The 19,600-nt window shown below is 71.6% G+C and carries 18 protein-coding genes; 12 read left to right on the plus strand and 6 right to left on the minus strand.

The window, feature by feature from the left end; all coding sequences use genetic code 11:
* The first annotated feature begins 353 nt into the window (after positions 1-353).
* From OG435_RS28120 to OG435_RS28170, 11 genes are all read left to right on the plus strand, one after another.
* Entirely contained in the window at positions 354-1,262 is a 909-nt protein-coding gene (locus tag OG435_RS28120) for an N-acetylneuraminate synthase family protein (protein WP_266882137.1), read from the plus strand.
* 156 nt (positions 1,263-1,418) lie between these two features.
* Positions 1,419-2,594, plus strand: a complete 1,176-nt coding sequence (locus OG435_RS28125; RefSeq protein WP_266880727.1) for a hypothetical protein — start codon at positions 1,419-1,421, stop codon at positions 2,592-2,594.
* 149 nt (positions 2,595-2,743) lie between these two features.
* The gene (locus OG435_RS28130) at positions 2,744-4,021 is read left to right on the plus strand and encodes an amidohydrolase (protein WP_266882139.1); all 1,278 of its coding nucleotides are present in this window, start codon (positions 2,744-2,746) and stop codon (positions 4,019-4,021) included.
* A 218-nt stretch (positions 4,022-4,239) separates the two neighbouring features.
* On the plus strand, positions 4,240-5,298 hold the full coding sequence (locus OG435_RS28135; RefSeq protein ID WP_266880728.1) for a BMP family lipoprotein: 1,059 nt from the start codon (positions 4,240-4,242) through the stop codon (positions 5,296-5,298).
* Positions 5,299-5,563: 265 nt separating this feature from the next.
* Positions 5,564-7,207, plus strand: a complete 1,644-nt coding sequence (locus tag OG435_RS28140; RefSeq protein WP_266882141.1) for an ABC transporter ATP-binding protein — start codon at positions 5,564-5,566, stop codon at positions 7,205-7,207.
* Positions 7,204-8,319 carry an ABC transporter permease gene (locus OG435_RS28145; protein ID WP_266880729.1) on the plus strand — a complete coding sequence of 372 codons (1,116 nt, stop codon included), beginning with the start codon at positions 7,204-7,206 and terminating at the stop codon, positions 8,317-8,319. Before OG435_RS28140 ends, OG435_RS28145 begins: the two co-directional genes overlap by 4 nt.
* Entirely contained in the window at positions 8,316-9,581 is a 1,266-nt protein-coding gene (locus OG435_RS28150; RefSeq protein ID WP_266880730.1) for an ABC transporter permease, read from the plus strand. Before OG435_RS28145 ends, OG435_RS28150 begins: the two co-directional genes overlap by 4 nt.
* A complete protein-coding gene (locus OG435_RS28155) occupies positions 9,578-9,970 on the plus strand; it encodes a cytidine deaminase (protein WP_266880731.1) in 393 nt (130 codons plus the stop codon). The genes OG435_RS28150 and OG435_RS28155 overlap by 4 nt, the downstream gene beginning before the upstream one ends.
* A gap of 98 nt (positions 9,971-10,068) precedes the next feature.
* Positions 10,069-11,346, plus strand: a complete 1,278-nt coding sequence (locus OG435_RS28160) for a thymidine phosphorylase (RefSeq protein WP_266880732.1) — start codon at positions 10,069-10,071, stop codon at positions 11,344-11,346.
* A gap of 96 nt (positions 11,347-11,442) precedes the next feature.
* On the plus strand, positions 11,443-12,039 hold the full coding sequence (locus OG435_RS28165) for a Uma2 family endonuclease (RefSeq protein WP_266880733.1): 597 nt from the start codon (positions 11,443-11,445) through the stop codon (positions 12,037-12,039).
* Positions 12,040-12,084: 45 nt separating this feature from the next.
* A complete protein-coding gene (locus OG435_RS28170; RefSeq protein WP_266880734.1) occupies positions 12,085-12,420 on the plus strand; it encodes an STAS domain-containing protein in 336 nt (111 codons plus the stop codon).
* Here the strand turns inward: OG435_RS28170 and OG435_RS28175 are convergent.
* The 4 genes from OG435_RS28175 to OG435_RS28190 all read right to left on the minus strand — a co-directional run bounded on the left by OG435_RS28175 (position 12,316) and on the right by OG435_RS28190 (position 16,385).
* Entirely contained in the window at positions 12,316-13,317 is a 1,002-nt protein-coding gene (locus OG435_RS28175) for a sigma-70 family RNA polymerase sigma factor (protein WP_266880735.1), read from the minus strand. The genes OG435_RS28170 and OG435_RS28175 overlap by 105 nt on opposite strands.
* Positions 13,318-13,410: 93 nt before the next feature.
* A complete protein-coding gene (locus OG435_RS28180) occupies positions 13,411-14,394 on the minus strand; it encodes an RNA-binding protein (protein ID WP_266880736.1) in 984 nt (327 codons plus the stop codon).
* Position 14,395: 1 nt separating this feature from the next.
* Entirely contained in the window at positions 14,396-15,028 is a 633-nt protein-coding gene (locus OG435_RS28185) for a DUF402 domain-containing protein (RefSeq protein WP_266880737.1), read from the minus strand.
* 76 nt (positions 15,029-15,104) lie between these two features.
* Complete coding sequence (locus OG435_RS28190) at positions 15,105-16,385, minus strand: MFS transporter (RefSeq protein WP_266880738.1); 1,281 nt, start codon at positions 16,383-16,385, stop codon at positions 15,105-15,107.
* Positions 16,386-16,451: 66 nt separating this feature from the next.
* Here OG435_RS28190 and OG435_RS28195 point away from each other — a divergent pair, with 66 nt between their 5' ends.
* Positions 16,452-17,426 carry a LysR family transcriptional regulator gene (locus OG435_RS28195; protein ID WP_266880739.1) on the plus strand — a complete coding sequence of 325 codons (975 nt, stop codon included), beginning with the start codon at positions 16,452-16,454 and terminating at the stop codon, positions 17,424-17,426.
* Here OG435_RS28195 and OG435_RS28200 read toward each other — a convergent pair.
* Positions 17,362-18,474 (minus strand): helix-turn-helix transcriptional regulator, encoded by a 1,113-nt coding sequence (locus OG435_RS28200; protein ID WP_266880740.1) that lies wholly within the window; start codon positions 18,472-18,474, stop codon positions 17,362-17,364. The genes OG435_RS28195 and OG435_RS28200 overlap by 65 nt on opposite strands.
* A gap of 354 nt (positions 18,475-18,828) precedes the next feature.
* A complete protein-coding gene (locus OG435_RS28205) occupies positions 18,829-19,548 on the minus strand; it encodes an alpha/beta hydrolase (protein WP_266880741.1) in 720 nt (239 codons plus the stop codon).
* Positions 19,549-19,600 lie beyond the last annotated feature (52 nt).

Consider the following 19,600-nt stretch of genomic DNA (forward strand, 5'->3'; position numbering starts at 1 on the left):
ACGGCTCCGGGAGCGGGGTCAACCACGACGTCTCGTACCGCCCCCGCCGCCAGGACCGCCCCCAGGACCTCCTGGAGACCGGCGCCGCCTACGCCATGGACGCCGCCGGCTTCCGGACCGCCCGCCACCGCTTCTTCGGGCGGACCGTCCCGGTCGCCACCGACCCGGCACGGGTGCTGGAGATCGACGATCCCCACGACCTGGCCCGCGCCCGCGCCCTCGTACCCGTACTCACCCCCGTGGCCGAACCGGCCGCGACTCCCCTCCTCACCGCAGTCCACACCCCGGTGCCGGCACCCGTGCCCGCACCCGCTTCCCCCCGTACACCCCACGCTCCGAAGGACAGCCCTGCCATGACGGTCACCCCCGCCCCCCGCCTCCGGACCTTCGGCTCCCGCATCGCCGGCCCCGGCCACCCCGTCTACGTCGTCGGCGAGATCGGCATCAACCACAACGGCGAGCTCGGCAACGCGCTGGCCCTCATCGACGCCGCCGCCGAAGCCGGCTGCGACGCCGTGAAGTTCCAGAAGCGCACCCCCGAGATCTGCACCCCCCGCGACCAGTGGGACATCGAGCGCGACACCCCCTGGGGCCGGATGACCTACATCGACTACCGCCACCGCGTGGAGTTCGGCGAGGACGAGTACCGCGCCATCGACGAGCACTGCGCCAAGCGCGGCATCGACTGGTTCGCCTCCCCGTGGGACACCGAGGCCGTCGCCTTCCTGGAGAAGTTCGACGTCCCCGCCCACAAGGTCGCCTCCGCCTCGCTGACCGACGACGAGCTGCTGCGCGCCCTGCGCGCCACCGGTCGCACCGTCGTCCTCTCCACCGGCATGTCCACCCCGAAGCAGATCCGCCACGCGGTGGAGGTGCTCGGCAGCGACAACATCCTGCTCTGCCACGCCACGTCCACGTACCCGGCCAAGTCCGAGGAGCTCAACCTGCGGGTGATCAACACCCTCCAGGAGGAGTACCCGAACGTCCCGATCGGCTACTCCGGCCACGAGACGGGCCTGCAGACCACCCTGGCCGCCGTCGCCCTGGGCGCCACCTTCGTCGAGCGCCACATCACCCTCGACCGCGCGATGTGGGGCTCCGACCAGGCCGCCTCCGTCGAGCCGGGCGGCCTGACCCGCCTGGTCCGCGACATCCGCACCATCGAGACCGCGCTGGGCGACGGCATCAAGCGGGTCTACGACTCGGAGCTCGGCCCGATGAAGAAGCTCCGCCGCGTCCAGGGCGAGCTCGCCTCGGTCTGATCCCCGACGCGCCCCTCGCACCATCCCCCGGACTCTGTCCGGGGGGACCCCCAGGGCCCTGGCGGGCCTCCCGGGCTTCGGGGCGCTGCGCCGGACTCCGTCCGGCGTCACGCCGGCCGTGGCCGCACCCGTCCCCCACCCTCCGACGAGGAGCACATGGTGACCCGCTCAGCCCCCGCCCCGACCCTGGCCTTCGTCGAAAGCCCGGTCCAGCTCCTCAACGTCCTGGAGTGGGCGCACGCCCAGGGCTTCGGCCGTCTCCTCGGAGCCGTTCCGCGCCAGCCGGCCCGCGGCGGCGGGAACGCGTCCGGGGCGGCCGGGGAGCGGGGGCCGGCCGGGGCGGGTGCCGCGGCGGGCCTGCGGATCGTGGTGCTTCCGCCCACCGACCCCATGTCCCGGGGGCAGCTGCGCCGGATGGCGGGGCTGGCCCGGGACGAGGGGCACGAAGTGCGGTGGCAGGAGGCCCGCGGCGGCCGGCTCGCGCCGGTCAGGGCCTTCGGCGCGCTCGCGCGCGAGGTGCGGGCGGCCGGGCGGGTGGTCGTGGGGGATCCCTTCTCCCGCTACGTGCAGCTCCTGCTCACGATCGTCCGGGCCGAGGAGCTCGTCGTGGTCGACGACGGCACCGCGACCATGGAGTTCGTCGCCCAGACGGCCCGCGGCGAGCGTCTCGTGCGCTGGCACCGGGTCGGCGGCGGCGGTCTCGCGGGCCGGCTGCGCGAGCTGGCGTACGCGCCGGTCTCCGCGACGGCCCGGCGGCGGTTCACCCCGGGTTCCGGCGGCAGCCGGCGCGTCGAGGTGTTCAGCTCGATGCCGGTCACCGCGCACGGCGGGATGACCGTACGGCTCAACGACTTCGCCTGGACCCGGGCCCGCTTCGGCCCGCCCCTCCTGACCAAGGGCACCGATCTGGTCGGCACCTCGCTGGTGGAGACCGGCGTGGTGGACCCGGACCGCTACCTGGAGGCGGTGCGCGTCCTGACCCTGGAACACGGCGCCACCCGCTACTTCGCCCACCGCCGGGAATCCCCGGAGAAGCTGCGCCTGCTGAGCGAGGCGACCGGGCTGGAGATCGTACGTCCGGACCTGCCGCTGGAGCTGATCGCCCGGCGGGGCCCGGTCGGCCGGACGATCGTCAGCTTCCCCTCCACGGTCGTCCACACCCTGCCCTACGCGCTGATCGGCACCGGCGTGACCGTGGCCGTATGCGATGTCGATCCGAGCTGGCTCACACCGTCGGCTTCCGAGCGGGCCCGCGGTTTCCTCGCCGGAGTCACCGACACTGCCCGTGATGTGCACAGACTTCCTGCTCAGACGGCTCCGGCGGCCGGATGAGTGCATGGATGAGCGCGCGAGTTTACCCGCGCCTTCATCCGGTCATGCGTCCAGAGGCCGGGTTTCTTTCCCCTAACGGCATGAACTTTTTGTGATCTCCAGCCAGTTGACCCATGGGTGGGCCTACCCTTAAACGGGTGAACCAGTTGATGTCCCGCGAGTCCCAGACCGCCCAGCCCGCCGCGCCCGGCCGGCCCGAGCTGCCCGGCAAGCTTCCGGACCACCTGCGCGCCGAACTGATCGCCTTCCGCCGGGACTTGCACATGCATCCCGAGCTAGGACACCACGAGTTCCGCACCACGGCGGCGATCAAGGCCCGGCTGGAGAAAGCGGGCCTGCGTCCCAGGGTGCTGAAGTCGGGCACCGGGCTCATCTGTGACGTCGGCACCTGGGACGGCGTACGTCCGATGCTGGCCCTGCGCGCGGACATCGACGCCCTGCCCATCCCGGATGCCAAGACGCACGTCTCGTACCGCTCGACCGTCCCGGACCGCGCCCACGCCTGCGGCCACGACGTGCACACCGCCGTGGTGCTCGGCGCCGGCCTCGTCCTCGCCGAGCTCGACCGCAAGGGCGAGCTGCCCCGGCCGGTGCGGCTGCTCTTCCAGCCCGCCGAGGAAGTGCTCCCCGGCGGCGCCACCGAGGCCATCGACTCCGGGGTGCTGGACGGCGTGGGCAAGATCATCGCCCTGCACTGCGACCCCCGGGTCGACGCCGGCCGCATCGGCCTGCGCACCGGCCCCATCACCTCGGCCTGCGACCGGCTGGAGGTCACCCTCGAAGGGCCCGGCGGGCACACCGCCCGTCCGCACCTGACCACCGACCTGGTGACGGCGGCCGCCCGGCTCGCCCTGGACCTGCCGGCCCTGCTGACCAAGCGGATGGACGCCCGCTCGGGCATGTCGGTGACCTGGGGCCGGATCGAGGCGGGGCACGCCTGCAACGTGATCCCGATGCACGCGGAGCTGTCCGGAACCGTTCGGTGCCTGGACCTGAACTCCTGGCACGAGGCCCCCGACCAGATCCACGCGATCATCGACGAGATCGCCTCGATGCACCGCGCCAAGTCGGAGATCACCTACGTGCGCGGAGTCCCCCCGGTCGTCAACGATCCGATGGTCACCGAGCTGCTGCGCGAGGCGATGAGCGCCCGGCTCGGAGCCGACTCGGTCGAGGACACCGAGCAGAGCCTGGGCGGCGAGGACTTCTCCTGGTACCTGGAGCACGTCCCCGGAGCCATGGCGCGCCTGGGCGTCCGTACGCCGGGGGACACCGCGAAGCGGGATCTGCACCGGGGTGATTTCGACGTGGACGAGGCCGCGATCGGGGTCGGCGTGGAGTTCTTCACGGCCGCAGCCCTGCTCGACGGCCACCCCGTCGACCAGCGCGCGGGCCGACGCACCGGACTCGCGGGGTCGGGCGGGTAGAAGTTCTTACAACATCGGCGATTGATCCGGCGGACGCGTCCGGCCCTTGGTACACATGGGTCGGGCGCGTCGGCAGTCACCAATCGGTCACTGTCTGGTTCACGACGATCCGATAACGACTCATGAACGGGCCTTTAACTGACATCTACGCGCGTTACGATCGCGGCGAAACCAGCGCCGGTCGTGGCGCTTCGGTCAGGTTTTGAAGGAGCCTCCCCTTGCGCCGGATCACCAGGATCGCCACCGTGGGCATCGCGTCCGCAGCGCTGGCCCTCTCGGCCACCGCCTGCGGCGGTAAGAAGTCCTCGGACTCGTCGTCCGATTCCTCCTCCTCCGCGGAGAAGTCCGCCGCCATCGCGTACGACATCGGTGGCCGCGGCGACCAGTCGTTCAACGATGCCGCCTACGAGGGCCTTCATAAGGCCGAGACGGACCTGAAGATCAAGGGCGCCCAGGCGGAGCCCACCGACGGCGAGGGCGAGGCCGACAAGGTCCAGCGCCTCACCGAGCTGGCCCGCAAGGGCAACAACCCGGTCATCGGCGTCGGCTTCGCCTACGCGCCGGCCATCAAGAAGGTCGCCGAGAAGTTCCCGGACACCACGTTCGGCATCATCGACGACACCTCGGTGCAGGCGAAGAACATCGCCAACCTCGTCTTCAACGAGGAGCAGGGCTCCTACCTGGCCGGCGTCGCCGCCGCCAAGGCGTCCAAGACCGGCACGGTCGGCTTCATCGGCGGTGTCGAGGTTCCGCTGATCAAGAAGTTCGAGGCGGGCTTCGCCCAGGGCGTCAAGGACACCAACCCGAACGCCAAGGTGCTCACCCAGTACCTGACCCAGCCGCCGAACTTCGACGGCTTCGCCAAGCCCGACCTGGGCAAGGCCGCGGCCGAGGGCCAGCTCGACAAGGGCGCCGACGTGATCTACTCGGCCGCCGGTCTGGCCGGCTCGGGTGCCATCGAGGCCGCCTCCGCCAAGGGCAAGTGGTCCATCGGCGTCGACTCGGACCAGTACAACCAGGCCGGTCTGGCGAAGTACAAGGACTTCATCCTGACCTCGGTCACCAAGGACGTCTCCGACTCGGTCTACAACCTGATCAAGTCGGTCCAGGACGGCAAGCCGGAGTCCGGCGAGGTCCGCTACGGCCTGGACAAGGACGGCGTCGGCCTGGCCGACTCCAACCCGAAGTACAAGGAGATGACCGACCTCGTCGCCGCGGTCGACAAGGCGAAGGCCGACATCATCGCCAAGAAGGTCACGGCCAAGACCGCCCCGTAAGGCGTCGTCCGACCTGCATCGCGCGTGATCCCCGGGGTCCGGGCAGCGGTCTCCATCGCTCCCGGGCCCCGGCCCGTGTCACGTGGTTTCATGTGATCTTGTGGCCGGTTGGCCGCAAGTTTTCACTTTCGACAGTGCTACGCGCGTAGAAGCATCGTGGACGCGATACTTTCTCCACCCCGCCCTGTCCCCTCCCTGCCTTCAGCTCCTTCCGCGCCAAGGAGAGTGCGTCATCAACGCGTCCAGCCCGCCCCCCGCCGTAGAACTGCACGGCATCACCAAGCGCTTCCCCGGCGTCGTCGCCAACAAGGACATCGCGATCACCGTCCGCAAGGGCACGGTCCACGCCCTGATCGGTGAGAACGGCGCCGGCAAGTCGACGCTGATGAAGATCCTCTACGGCATGCAGAAGCCGGACGAGGGCACCATCGCCATCGACGGGGAGCAGGTCTCCTTCAGCAGCCCCGGCGATGCCATCGCCCGCGGCATCGGCATGGTGCACCAGCACTTCATGCTCGCCGACAACCTCACCGTCCTGGAGAACGTGGTCCTCGGCGGCGAGAAGCTCTACGGCATCGGCGCGAAGGCCCGTAAGAAGATCAAGGAGATCTCGGACGCGTACGGCCTCGGCGTGCGTCCCGACGCCCTGGTCGAGGACCTCGGGGTCGCCGACCGCCAGCGCGTGGAGATCCTCAAGGTCCTCTACCGCGGCGCGAAGATCCTCATCCTCGACGAGCCGACCGCGGTCCTCGTGCCGCAGGAGGTCGACGCGCTCTTCGACAACCTGCGCGAGCTCAAGTCCGAGGGCCTGACCGTCATCTTCATCTCGCACAAGCTGGGCGAGGTCCTGAAGGTCGCCGACGACATCACCGTCATCCGGCGCGGCACCACGGTCGGCACCGCCGACCCGCGGACCGCCACGACCAAGCAGCTCGCCGAGCTGATGGTCGGCTCCGAGCTGCCCTCGCCGGAGACCCGCGAGTCCACGGTGACCACCGTCCCGATGCTCAAGGTCGAACGGCTGACCGTCGCCGAGGGCGGGGCGCCCGTCGTCACGGAGGACACCGCGCGCACGCCGGGCCTGCCGGACGCCAACCTGCGCGACAACGCGGTCGCCGGACGCCTGCTGCTCGACGGGATCAGCCTCACGATCCACAAGGGCGAGATCCTCGGCATCGCGGGCGTCGAGGGCAACGGCCAGACCGAGCTCATCGAGGCCCTCATGGGCATGCTGACCCCCGACGCGGGCGTCATCACCCTCGACGGCAAGGACATCACCAAGTCCCCGGTGCGCAAGCGCCGCGAGGGCGGCATCGGCTACATCCCCGAGGACCGCCACCGGCACGGTCTGCTGCTGGAGTCCTCCCTCTGGGAGAACCGCATCCTCGGCCACGTCACCGAAGCCCCCAACTCCAAGCGCGGCATCATCGACCCGAAGGCCGCCCGCAAGGACACCGAGCGGATCGTGCGCGAGTACGACGTCCGCACGCCCGGCATCGAGGTCACCGCGGCCTCGCTCTCCGGCGGCAACCAGCAGAAGCTGATCGTCGGCCGCGAGATGAGCCACAACCCGAAGTTCCTCATCGCCGCCCACCCCACCCGCGGTGTGGACGTCGGTGCGCAGGCGCAGATCTGGGACGCGATCCGGGAGGCCCGCCGCGAAGGCCTGGCGGTCCTGCTGATCTCCGCCGACCTGGACGAGCTCATCGGCCTGTCCGACACCCTGCGCGTGATCTACCGCGGCCGCCTGGTCGCGGACGCCGACCCCGCGACCGTGACCCCGGAGGAGCTCGGCACCGCCATGACGGGTGCTGCATCCGGACACCTCGACGCCACAGACGCCACCGACAACCACTCCGCCGCCGGCACGGATGCCCGTACCGACTCCCCGGAGGACGAGGCCCGATGAAGAAACTCGACAAGGACCGGCTGCTCCTCGGCGTCGCCGGGCCCGCGCTCGCGCTGGTCACCGCCTTCCTGCTGACCATGGCCGTGCTGGGCGCGACGGGCATCGACCCGATCGAACCCCTGCGTCTGATGGTGGAGAACGCCGGTTACGAGGACGTCCAGATCCTCATCGTGAACCAGGCGGGCACGTACTACCTCGCGGCCCTGGCCGTGGCCGTCGGCTTCCGGATGAACCTCTTCAACATCGGTGTCGACGGTCAGTACCGCCTCGCGGCGATGCTGTCCGCGGTCGTCGGTGCCGCCGTCTCGCTGCCCGGCCCGCTCCACATCCTGCTGATCGTGGTCGTCGCCATGCTGACCGGCGCCTTCTGGGCCGGTATCGCCGGCATCCTGAAGGCCAGGCGCGGAGTCAGCGAGGTCGTCTCCACGATCATGCTGAACGCCATCGCGACCAGCCTGATCGCCTGGCTGATCCTGGCGAAGAACCTCGGCGTCCAGCCCGCGGGCTCCAACGACCTGACCACCGGTGAGATCGCGAAGTCCGGCTGGTTCCCGGCCCTCACGATCGGGGACGGCCTGGAGATCTACGGCTTCACCTTCATCGCCTTCGCGCTGGGCATCGTCTACTGGTTCGGGCTGAACCGGACCCGCTTCGGCTTCGACCTGCGCGCCACCGGTGCCAGCGAGTCCGCCGCCCAGGCCTCGGGCGTCGACGCCAAGAAGATGATCGTCACCGCGATGCTGATCTCGGGCGCGGTCGCGGGCCTCGCGGGCATGCCTCAGCTGCTGGGTGAGACCCACACCTACAACCTGGCCTTCCCGACCGGCATCGGCTTCACCGGCATCACCATCGCGCTGCTCGGACGCAACAGCCCGGTCGGCATCTTCTTCGCCGCGTTCCTGATGGCCTTCATCGACAAGGCCTCGGCCTCGCTCGACCAGGCCGGGTACGCGAAGGAGATCGGCACGATCATGAAGGGCCTGATCGTGATCGCGGTCGTCGTCTCCTACGAGCTCGTCCGCCGTTACGGGATCCGACGTCAGCAGCAGAAGGTCGGCGAGGAGCTGGCCGCGGGCCACGCCATTCCGACCGAGAAGGAGGTCTCGGCGTGAGCACCAGCACCGTTTCCGCGACCAGCGCCGCACCCAAGAAGCAGGGCGGACGCACCAAGCTCACCCTCCCGTGGATCATGCTGATCGTCGCGGGCGGCCTCGCGCTGATCTCGCTGGTCCGCGTGATCAGCGGAGCCAACGACCTGACCTCCATCGGCCAGGTCTCCGGAGCGCTCTCCCTCGCCGTGCCGATCGGCCTCGCCGGACTCGGCGGCCTGTGGGCCGAGCGCGCGGGCGTCGTCAACATCGGCCTCGAGGGCATGATGATCCTCGGCACCTGGTTCGGTGCCTGGGCCGGCTACCAGTGGGGCCCCTGGACCGGCGTCGTCGCCGGCCTGATCGGCGGCGCCATCGGCGGCCTGCTGCACGCGATCATCACGGTCACCTTCAACGTGAACCACATCGTCTCCGGTGTGGCCATCAACATCCTGGCGCTGGGCTTCACCCAGTACCTGTCGAACTTCACGTTCGCCGAGGCGCCGGGCGGCTCCTCCAAGCAGTCCCCGCGCGTCGATCCGATCTACGAGATCACCGTGCCCGGGTTGTCGGACTGGATGGCCACCCTCCAGGGCAAGCACTGGTTCTTCGTCTCCGACCTCGCCGGCGTCGTCGGCGGCCTGGTCACCGGCCTGTCGCTGCTGACCGTCGTCGCGCTGCTGCTGATCCCCGGCACCTGGTGGGTGCTGTGGCGCACCACCTTCGGCCTGCGGCTGCGCTCCTGCGGCGAGAACCCCGTCGCCGCCGAATCGCTCGGCGTCAACGTCTACAAGTACAAGTACATCGCCGTGATCGTCTCGGGCGCCCTCGCGGGCCTGGGCGGCGCGTTCCTGTCGATCGTGGCCAGCCCGATCTACCAGGAGGGCCAGACCGGCGGCCGCGGCTACATCGGTCTCGCCGCGATGATCTTCGGCAACTGGATGCCGGGCGGCATGGCACTGGGCGCCGGACTCTTCGGCTTCACCGACAGCCTCAAGCTGCGCGGCGGCGCCGAGAACGTCCACGCGATGCTGCTGCTCATCGCGATCCTGCTGGTCCTGGTCGTGGCCTGGCAGCTCTACAAGAAGCGCTACGTCCCGGCCGGTGTCTCGGCGTTCTTCGCCGTGCTGCTGTTCCTCTGGTACGCGCTCACGGACCAGGTGCCCAGCCAGTTCGTGGACGCGGCCCCGTACCTGACCACGCTGCTGGTGCTCGCGCTGTCCGCGCAGCGCCTGCGGATGCCGAAGGCGGACGGCATGCCGTACCGCAAGGGCCAGGGCAAGTGACGGCCGCTCCCGACTGGGAGGCCCTGCGCACGGCCGCCCGGGAGGCCATGGCACGGGCGTACGCCCCGTACTCGGGCTTCCCGGTCGGCGTCGCGGCGCTGGTCGACGACGGCCGCACCGTCGTCGGCTGCAACGTGGAGAACGCCAGCTACGGGCTCGGCCTGTGCGCCGAGTGCGGGCTGGTCTCCTCCCTCCAGGCCACGGGCGGCGGCCGCCTGACGCACTTCACCTGCGTGGACGGCAAGGGCGAGATCCTCGTCCCCTGCGGCCGCTGCCGCCAGCTCCTCTTCGAGTTCGGCGGCGCCGAGCTCCAGGTGGAGACGCCGGAAGGCGTCCTGCCGCTCTCCGCGATGCTGCCGCAGGCCTTCGGGCCGGACCACCTGAGATAGCCGCGCGACGGCCCTCCGCCCTGCCGGGCGGGGGGCCGCCGTCCTTTCCTCCGTACGTACCCCTCCCTCTCTCTATGCGCGTAGAAGGAAGCACTTCCATGGACGTCATCTCCGTCATCCGCACCAAGCGCGACCGCGGTGAACTGAGCCCCGAGCAGATCGACTGGGTCATCGACGCGTACACGCGCGGCGTGGTCGCCGACGAGCAGATGTCGGCGCTGGCGATGGCCATCCTGCTCAACGGCATGAACCGCACCGAGATCGCCCGCTGGACCGCCGCGATGATCGCCAGCGGCGAGCGGATGAACTTCGACTCCCTCTCCCGCCCGACCGCGGACAAGCACTCCACCGGCGGCGTCGGCGACAAGATCACCCTGCCGCTGGCCCCGCTCGTCGCCGCCTGCGGCGCGGCCGTGCCGCAGCTCTCGGGCCGTGGCCTCGGCCACACCGGCGGCACCCTGGACAAGCTGGAATCCATCCCCGGCTGGCGCGCCCTGCTCTCCAACGAGGAGATGCTGCACGTCCTGGACACCACCGGCGCCGTCATCTGCGCGGCCGGCGACGGCCTGGCCCCGGCCGACAAGAAGCTCTACGCGCTGCGCGACGTGACCGGCACCGTCGAGGCGATCCCGCTCATCGCCTCCTCGATCATGTCCAAGAAGATCGCCGAGGGCACCGGCTCCCTCGTCCTGGACGTGAAGGTCGGCACCGGCGCCTTCATGAAGAACATCGAGGACGCGCGCGAGCTGGCCCGCACGATGGTCGGCCTGGGCACGGACAGCGGGGTCAAGACCGTCGCCCTGCTCACCGACATGTCCACCCCGCTCGGCCTCACCGCCGGCAATGCCCTGGAGATCCGCGAGTCGGTCGAGGTCCTGGCCGGCGGCGGCCCCTCGGACGTGGTCGAGCTGACCCTGGCCCTGGCCCGGGAAATGCTGGACGCCGCGGGCATCAAGGACGCCGACCCGGCGAAGGCCCTGGCCGACGGCCGCGCGATGGACGTGTGGCGCCGGATGATCGCGGCCCAGGGCGGCGACCCGGACGCGGCCCTGCCCGTCGCCCGCGAGCAGCAGGTGGTCACGGCCCCGTCCTCGGGCGTCCTGACCCGCCTGGACGCGTACGGGGTGGGCGTGGGCGCCTGGCGCCTGGGCGCCGGCCGCGCGCGCAAGGAGGACCCGGTCCAGGCGGGCGCGGGCATCGAGCTCCACGCGAAGCCGGGCGACACGGTGGTCGCGGGCCAGCCCCTGATGACCCTGCACACGGACACCCCGGAGAAGTTCGACTACGCCCTCTCCGCGCTGGACGGCACCTTCGACATCGCGGCGGCGGGGACTTCCTTCTCCGCCACGCCGATCGTGCTGGACCGCATCGCCTGACCTGCGGGTTCTCACTCGGGTGAACGGGACCGGTAGACCCTTGCCGGTCCCGTTAGGCATGCTGGGATCGGTGACGAACCGAATGAGGAGCACACCATGAGCGCACTCGCAGTCGAGCATCAGCCTCCGAGCGATGACGACTGGGACCTGCTTGTCCGTTTCTGGGAGGAGACGGACTGGCAGGAGGGCTTGACGGTGGAGATCATTAAGGGGATCGTCACCGTGGCACCACCGCCTACCGGCAACCACAGCTTGATCGCGGCGAAACTGATGGCCTGCTTGCAGCCCGGTATCCCCAAGGACTGGGGACTGCACCAGACCCTTGGGGCCGTTGTCCCATCCAAGTCCGGGCTCTACATCCCCGATCTGCTGGTTGTGCCCGACGCCGTCGTGAAGGGGGCGCCCTTCATCCCGGCTGCGGCGGCCGAACTCGTCGTCGAGATCACGTCCCCCTACAACGCCAAGCATGATCGAGTCGACAAGGCCGTCGGATACGCTCGGGCCGGCGTGCCGTTCTATCTGCTCATCGATGCGTTTGCGCCCCATGGCCCCACGCTCACCTTGCACGGTGAGCCGAGGGGAGACTTGTACCGGGTCCTGCAGGTCGCAAAGTTCGGCGAGGTGTTCCACCTGCCCGCCCCCTTCGACGTGGACATCGACACCTCGCTCTTTCCCACGCCTGAGGATTCCTGACCCCGGCTGTCGATGAGTTCCACCGGCCCGGGCAGTCACCCTCTCGTGGAAGAGACCAGACTCGTGCTGCCCGGCCCCGGACCGACTCCGCGGGACACCGCCCTGCTCTGCGACCGGCTGACCCGGCTGTACGCGGCCGGCGCCCCGGCCGTGGAGTGCGACGTCGGCGCCGTCACCGCCCCGACCCTCGCCGCCGTCGAGGCCCTGGCCCGGCTGCGGATCACCGCGGCCGGCCGCCCCCTCCGGGTCACCGGGGCCGCGCCCCCGCTCCGCGCGCTACTGCACCTCGTGGGACTCATCGAGCTGCTCGAGGAGCCCGAAGAGCGGGAACCACCGGGGGGTGTCCAGGAAGGCGTTGAGCCCGACGATCTTCCCGTCTGACACCTCCAGCACCTGGAGCGCCCACGGGGTCCACCCCGGCCGCCCGTCCTCCCGCGGCCGGTACTGGCCGAAGGCCGGCATGCCGTTCGCCGTGGTCGGGACCAGCCGGGAGCCCTTGCAGCCGATGCCCTGGTTGAGGTGCCAGGCCGCGATGTCCTCGTGGCCCTGGAGCCACAGGTCGAACGGCGGCATCGACAGCACCGCGTCCTCGTGGAGCAGGGTGGTCAGCCGGGAGATGTCGTACGCCTCGAAGGCGGCGAGGTACTGCTCCAGCAGCTTGGCCTGGTCCGCGTCCAGCGGATCCGCGGACTCGCTCTCCCGGATCCGGGTCGCGGCGAGCGTCGCGCGGGCCCGCTGCAGGGCGCTGTTCACCGAGGCGACGGTGGTGTCCAGCAGGGTGGCGACCTCGTCGGCCTTCCAGGCCAGGACCTCGCGCAGGATCAGTACCGCCCGCTGCTTCGCCGGCAGGTGCTGGAGCGCGGCGACGAACGCGAGTCGTACGGACTCCTTCGCCAGCGCCATCTCCGCCGGGTCGGCGGTCTGCGGCAGCACCCGCCCGTCGGGCACCGGCTCCAGCCAGGTCACCTCGGGCCGCTCGTTGAGCACGGCGGAGGCCTGGTGCTGCGGGGCGCTCAGGTCCATCGGCCGGGCCCGCTTGTTCCCCGCGTTCAGCAGGTCCAGGCAGACGTTGGTGGCGATCCGGTACAGCCAGGACCGCAGGGAGGACCGCCCCTCGAACTTCGCGTAGCTCCGCCAGGCACGGATGTACGTGTCCTGCACCGCGTCCTCGGCGTCGAAGGCCGATCCGAGCATGCGGTAGCAGTAACCGGTGAGCTCCACGCGGTAGCGGTCGAGCGCGGCGTCGAGGTCGGGTGCGAGGTCGGTGGCTTCGGTCATGTCCCTTGATCCCCCTGGGTAGTTCCCGGTCCTTCGGAACCTACCCGAGGGGTCTGACAACCGCAGCCCGGCACGCGGCGGCGGAACGTTCCGCTAGACCTGCCACCGGGCCCGGACCACCCCGTCCGGATCCGGCAGAACCCCGGTGAACAGGGGGTCGTACTCATCGGCGGACGCCGGCAGCAGCGCCGCGGCCCGCGCCCCGGAGAGCACCTCGACCAGCTCCGCGCGGTCCTCCTCGTCGACGAGGCCGCTCCGGATCCGGCCGTCCGCGTCCTCCCACACGCACTCCAGAGAGAACTCCTCCGGCAGCCCCGCGATCAGCCCGGCGGTGTCCGCGGACAGCCCCGGCCAGACGTTCAGACGTGCGCGCGGGGCGAGCCCGGCACGCAGCGCGCCGAGCCGTCCGCCCACCTCGCCGCCACCGTCGATCCGGTGCCACCGGGTCCAGGCGTGCTGCTCCTCGACGAGCCCCGCCTCGCCGCGCGCCGCGCTCGCCCGTACCCGCTCCCAGAACTCCTCGTCGGCGGCCCGCAGCTCGTACGACTCGTCGAACTCGGGATCGTACGGCGAGACCTCGATCGGCTCCGCGAAGATCCCGAGCTCCCGGGTGCGGACCACGGCCGCCCCGCAGGCCGTGCGGGAGCCCACGTAGACGTACAGGTCCCACCCGACCTGCACGGCGAAGACCTCCCGGCCCTCCTCCGTGGCCTCCAGCCGGCAGTAGGGGCCGTCGCCGCGGAGCATGCCGCGCAGGAGTTCCAGCGCCGCGGGCACCGTCACCCGCGCGCCGTCGTGGAACCCGGCCGGGCCGTCGGGGAACAGCCCGGCCAGTCCGTACCCCTCCACCGCGGGCTCCCGCCCGAAGTGCGCGGACCCGCCGAAGACCTGCGGTTCCCGCACGGTGAGCAGTTCGACGCCGCTCTCCCGCGCGAAGGCGGCGATAGCCGCCAGGTACGCGGCCTCGACCGGCCCGTGGTCGCTGTCGGTGTCCTCCGTCCCCCGGTAGGTCCCGTCGGGGGCCCGGTCGGCGGGGTCGTACTTGGTCACCCGGTACGCGTGGGGCAGGAACGGCATCTCAGACCTCCTCCTCGGCGGCCGCGGCTGCCGTGACCGGGGGGCGGGGGAGGGGCGGGCGGTCCGGGAGGGGCCATGACGCCGGGGGGTGGAAGTCGCACCAGGTGCCGTCGAAGGGGTAGGCCGCCGCGTCGATGAGCCGCGTGACGCGGACGCCCTCCGCGCGGATGGCGGAGGCCTCGGCCTCGGTCCAGTACACCGGGTGGCCCGTCTTCGCGGCGAAGGACTCCTCGTCCTTCCACTCCCACGCGCGGTCCGGAGTCACCGTGATGTCGAGCTCCTGGTCGGTCACGTGCACGTCCGCGCCGTCCCGGCTGCGGACGCGGGATTCGAGGTTCACGTACCAGCTGCGGAACTCCAGCTCGATCGTGAAGCTCCACCACACCGCGTGCCCCGCCCCGGCCGGCTGCAGGATCAGCGCGCCCCCGTGCCGCCACCGGTCGGGCCGCAGCGGGTACGAGCCCTCCGGCGGCAGGTCCCGCAGATGGGTGCCGGGCGGGATGGTGGCGCGCCAGAGCGGGGTGCCGGGGGCCACCCACAGCAGCAGGCCGCCCTCGCCCGACTCCACGACGCGGGCCGGGACGATCATGCTGACCGTGCTGCCGAGTATGAGGTGAATGTTGACTGTCGACATGACCGGCGATCATGCCATCCGCGGATTGCGGGACTCTTGCCCGGGAGCCCTCGGCGGTGCGGCGGACCGCAGCCCCTCAACGCGCCGCCGGCGCCGCGATCCGGGCGCTGCGGGCCGCGTGGGACCCGTACAGGGTGATCGTGACGACCCCGGCCACCGCGAGCAGCGCGAGGGTGACCGTGGCCGCCCAGCCCGCCGAGTTGTAGGCGAGGGCGCCCAGCGTGCCGCCGGCGCTGGATCCGACGTAGTACGCCGACTGGTAGAGCGCCGAGGCCTGCGCGCGGCCCGTCTTCGCCGTACGGCTCACCGCCGCGGACGCCACCGCGTGGCCCGCGAAGAAGCCCGCCGTGATCAGGATCAGGCCGAGCAGGATCGCGGTGAGGGACTCCGCGAGGGACAGGAACAGGCCCGCCGCCGTCGTGGTCACCGCCAGGTACAGCGCACCGCGCCGGCCCAGCCGGGCCACCAGCTGCCCGGCCGCCGCCGAGGAGACCGTACCGACCAGGTAGACCAGGAAGATCGAGCCGATGAGGCCCTGCCCGAGCGAGAACGGCTCGTCCACTAGGCGGTAGCCGATGACCGTGTACACCGCCCCGAACACGGTCATGAACAGCGCCCCGATCCCGTACAGCCGCAGCAGCAGCGGATCGCGCAGGTGCCCGGCGACGGTACGTCCCACCGCGCGCGGGTTGAGCGAGGCCGCCCGGAAGAACCGGGCCCGGGGGAGGAGGATCAGGAACGCCGCCGCGCAGGCCAGAGACATCAGGCCCACCGTCAGCAGCCCGCCGCGCCAGCCCCAGGCCTGGGCCGCCCAGCCCGTGACGAGGCGGCCGCTCATGCCGCCGATGGAGTTGCCCGCCACGAACAGGCCGATCGCGGCGACCAGCGCCTTCGGCTTCACCTCTTCCGCCAGGTACGCCATCGCGGAGGCCGGGACGCCGGCGATCGCCGCGCCCTGGACGGCGCGCAGCGCGATCAGCCACTCCAGGTTAGGCGCGAAGGGCACCAGCAGGCCGACGCCGACCGCGGTCACCATCGAGCAGGTCATCATCCGGGTCCGGCCGAAGCGCTCCGAGAGCGCGCTGAGCGGCAGGACGAACAGGGCGAGCGCGCCGGTGGACGCGGAGACCGTCCAGCTGGCCTGACCCGCCGTCACCCCGAAGCCCTCGGAGATCGCGGGCAGCAGCGCCTGGGTGGAGTAGAGGAGGGCGAAGGTGGCCAGTCCGGCGGCGAAGAGCGCGAGGCTGAGGCGGCGGTAGCCGGGGCGGCCGGGCTCGTGCGCCTCGGGTGCGGAGGCGGGGAACGACGGGGTGGAGGCACCCGTGATGACGGATGCCCCGGTATGAGCGGGAGGCATGCCTACGACGGTAGGGCCGTCCTTTTCATGCGTCCAATGCACGGATTCGCGATAATCAATCCATCCATGCATCACCACAGGTCAGATGGGTGCCTATCGATGAGTCGTTACGAAGAAGACATGGCCGTGACACAGGCCCTTGCCCCGCGCCTCGCCTACTTCGCCGCCGTCGCCCGGCACGAGCACGTCACCCGCGCCGCGCAGGAGCTGGGGGTCCCGCAGTCCACCCTGTCGCGGGCCATGGTCCGCCTCGAACAGGACCTGGGCGTCACCCTGTTCGCCCGCAAGGGCCGCACGGTCGCGCTCACCACCGCCGGCCGCACCTTCCTCGCCTCGGCGGAACGCTCGCTGGCCGAGATCGCCCGCGCCGCCGGCTCCGTACAGCAGGACGCCGACCCGTCCTTCGGCAAGGTCGCCTTCGGCTTCCTGCACACCCTGGGCTCCGAGACCGTACCCGGGCTGATCCGGGCCTTCCGGGCCGACCACCCCGGCGTACGGTTCTCGCTGGTCCAGAACTACGGCGAGGCCATGATCGAGAAGCTGCGCGCCGGAGAGCTCGACCTCTGCCTGACCTCGCCGGTCCCCGACGCACCCGACCTGGTGGCCCGCCGGCTCGACGAGCAGCGGCTGCGCCTGGTGGTCCCCGACGACCACCGGCTCGCCGCGCGCAAGCGGATCCGCCTCGCGGAGGCCGCCGAGGAAACCTTCGTCACCCTGGAGCCCGGCTACGGGCTGCGCCGCATCACCGACGACCTGTGCGCGGAGGCCGGTTTCACGCCCCGGGTCGCCTTCGAGGGGGAGGAGGCCGAGACCCTGCGCGGGCTCGTCGCCGCGGGCCTCGGCGTGGCGCTGCTGCCGCCGCCCGCGGTGGCCCGGCCCGGGGTCGTCGAGCTGACGGTCACCGCCCCGCGCGCGGTCCGCGAGATCGGGGTCGCCTGGCTCGACGGGCACCCGGACACGCCTCCGGTGGCGGAGTTCAAGCGGTTCCTGCTGTCCCGTCGGGGGCGGCTGATTCCGGAGCTTCAGCCGGAGGGCGGGTGAGCGGGGCCGCCGCGGAGGCCGCAGCCGCCGTGGCGGACAGCAGGAACCCGGCCTGGAAGCGGGACTTGGCCCCCACCGCCCGCATGATCTCGGCGATGTGGCGCTGACAGGTCCGCTCCGACATGCCGAGGCGCCGGGCGATGACCTTGTCCTCCAGCCCCTCCGCCAGCAGCCGCACGATGGTCTGGCGCAGCTCGTCGGAGATGGAACGGGCCTGGTCCGGCCCGACGGTGGTGCTGAAGGGCTCGGCCTCCGCCCAGCAGCGCTCGAAGGTCTGCGCCATGAAGTGGACGACGTTGGGCTCGCGCACCACCAGCGCCGCCTTGATGTCGTCCTGCACCTCCATCAGCCCGGTGTGCCCGTCGACGAGGATCATCCGCATCAGCCCGTCGCCGACGGTACGGACCTGCGAGCCGAGCGCGGTCACCCGCTCGACGTAGGCGGCCGTCGGGCGGGAGTAGCGGGCGGTGTGCTGGTAGAGGGTGCGCATCCGCACGCCCCGGGCCAGCATCGCCTCGTCCCGCACCACCGCCCCCTCCAGGGTCGCGGTGCTGCGGCCGCCGCCCGGGTGGCAGGTCAGCACCTCGGACTCGGCCGAGGCGACGAGCTCCCCGATCAGGTCCTGCAGCGCGGCCGGGTCGGTGACCAGCTCCAGGGCGTTCGCCCGGCCCCGGTCGCGCAGGTCGGTACCCGCGTCGTAGGCGGGGAGCAGGTCCTCCAGCCGCACGCGCAGCCGGTCCATCTCGTCGTGGGTCTCGCGCACCCGCAGGGCCAGCGGCGCCAGCGTGCGGGCCACCGCGGCCCGCGGGGACACGGCGCTCCAGCACGCCCGCGCCGGCTCGCCGGGGTGGCCGTCGTCCGTGGCGGCGGTGGCCGGGCGGGAGCGCGGCTGGATCAGGTGGGCGGCCGCGAGTTCGGCGAGGGCGGCGCCGACGGACTCGCCGAGCGCCTCGCCGGCTTCCGCCTCGGAGAAGGCGTGCCGCTCGGCCGCGTACGCGTATAGACGCCGGGCCACGGAGCTCAGTTGGTCCGTTTCATCCGATGGCATATGCATATTCGTCCCGGCTTGTGCCGATTCGTAAACCCCTCGTGTTCCCGCAAGGCACCAAGACGATGCCCTCCGATCTTCGTGAGGATAGGCCTAACCGGCACAGTGGTACCACGGCGTTCTCGGGGGAGGGCGCGGGCACCTTCGAGTCCGCGCTTCGCCGTCCAGGCACCGCGCCCTCACGTGGGCGCGTGCCTGCAAGGTGGTCGCGCCGGGCCCGCCCGTGTCGTCCGACCGGGAGGGGGCGGCGCGGCCGGCACGGACGGCCCCGCGCGACCACCGCCACATCCGGGTGCGCGGCCACCGCCACGTCCGGGCGCGCGGCCACCGCCGCATCCCGCCGCGCGGCCGCCGTCAGCCGCGCAGGGACCGTCCGTAGCCCGAGGCGAGCGGCATCCGCAGGCCCAGCGGCGGGGGAGCCGCCAGCGCGTCGGTGACCGGCCGCGAGTAGGGCCCGCAGAACACGGAACCGAGCACGAAGTCCACGGACAGGGCCACGACTTCGTCCTGGTGCTCGCGCAGCCCGTGCCCGTCGGAGTGCACCTCGAAGCGGCACGTCGTGCGGTTCGCCTTCTTCGCCCGCGTGGCCAGCCGGTACGACAACTCCGGGTCGCTGCGCGCGTCGTTGGTGCCGTGCACGATCAGGACCCGGCGTCCCGAGAGCTGCTTCACCGGTTCGGGGGAGTCCGTGTCGGACTGCCGGGGGAGCGAAGGGGCGAGCGCCAGCACGGAGTTGACGGCCTCGTGGCCGGCCGCCGCGAGCGCCGCCCGGCCGCCCGCGTCGTACCCGGCCAGGCACACCGGGACGTCCCCGTAGCGCCGGACCACCTCGTCGGCGGCCCACTCGGCGTCCCCTTCACGGGTTCCCGCACCGTGGATGACCTGGTGCGTGACCAGCCCGTCCGCCGCGCCCGCCCGGGCCAGGGCCCGCGCCAGCGGACGCACCGGACCGGGGGACAATCTGGACGCTCCGGGGAGAAGGAGCACCACACCACTGACCGTTGAGACCGAGCCGGTCGCGCCGGCCGCCCGCCCCAGGCGGGCCCCGCGCGCCGGCGGCGCATGCTGTGCCATGACGGAACAGTCTCAGACGTCGAGGTGTACGCCACCCGTCCGCGCGGTCACT

Origin of the sequence: Streptomyces sp. NBC_01264, assembly GCF_026340675.1 — a bacterium.
Taxonomy (GTDB): Bacteria; Actinomycetota; Actinomycetes; order Streptomycetales; family Streptomycetaceae; genus Streptomyces.

Bases quoted from the DNA above. Each gene is read 5' to 3' on its own strand.
- OG435_RS28130 (WP_266882139.1), top strand. From the start codon at position 2,744: ATGTCCCGCGAGTCCCAGACCGCCCAGCCCGCCGCGCCCGGCCGGCCC.
- OG435_RS28205 (WP_266880741.1), bottom strand. From the start codon at position 19,548: ATGGCACAGCATGCGCCGCCGGCGCGCGGGGCCCGCCTGGGGCGGGCG.
- OG435_RS28185 (WP_266880737.1), bottom strand. From the start codon at position 15,028: ATGTCGACAGTCAACATTCACCTCATACTCGGCAGCACGGTCAGCATG.
- OG435_RS28190 (WP_266880738.1), bottom strand. From the start codon at position 16,385: ATGCCTCCCGCTCATACCGGGGCATCCGTCATCACGGGTGCCTCCACC.
- OG435_RS28165 (WP_266880733.1), top strand. From the start codon at position 11,443: ATGAGCGCACTCGCAGTCGAGCATCAGCCTCCGAGCGATGACGACTGG.
- OG435_RS28175 (WP_266880735.1), bottom strand. From the start codon at position 13,317: ATGACCGAAGCCACCGACCTCGCACCCGACCTCGACGCCGCGCTCGAC.
- OG435_RS28180 (WP_266880736.1), bottom strand. From the start codon at position 14,394: ATGCCGTTCCTGCCCCACGCGTACCGGGTGACCAAGTACGACCCCGCC.
- OG435_RS28200 (WP_266880740.1), bottom strand. From the start codon at position 18,474: ATGCCATCGGATGAAACGGACCAACTGAGCTCCGTGGCCCGGCGTCTA.
- OG435_RS28195 (WP_266880739.1), top strand. From the start codon at position 16,452: ATGCATCACCACAGGTCAGATGGGTGCCTATCGATGAGTCGTTACGAA.
- OG435_RS28160 (WP_266880732.1), top strand. From the start codon at position 10,069: ATGGACGTCATCTCCGTCATCCGCACCAAGCGCGACCGCGGTGAACTG.
- OG435_RS28125 (WP_266880727.1), top strand. From the start codon at position 1,419: ATGGTGACCCGCTCAGCCCCCGCCCCGACCCTGGCCTTCGTCGAAAGC.
- OG435_RS28120 (WP_266882137.1), top strand. From the start codon at position 354: ATGACGGTCACCCCCGCCCCCCGCCTCCGGACCTTCGGCTCCCGCATC.
- OG435_RS28145 (WP_266880729.1), top strand. From the start codon at position 7,204: ATGAAGAAACTCGACAAGGACCGGCTGCTCCTCGGCGTCGCCGGGCCC.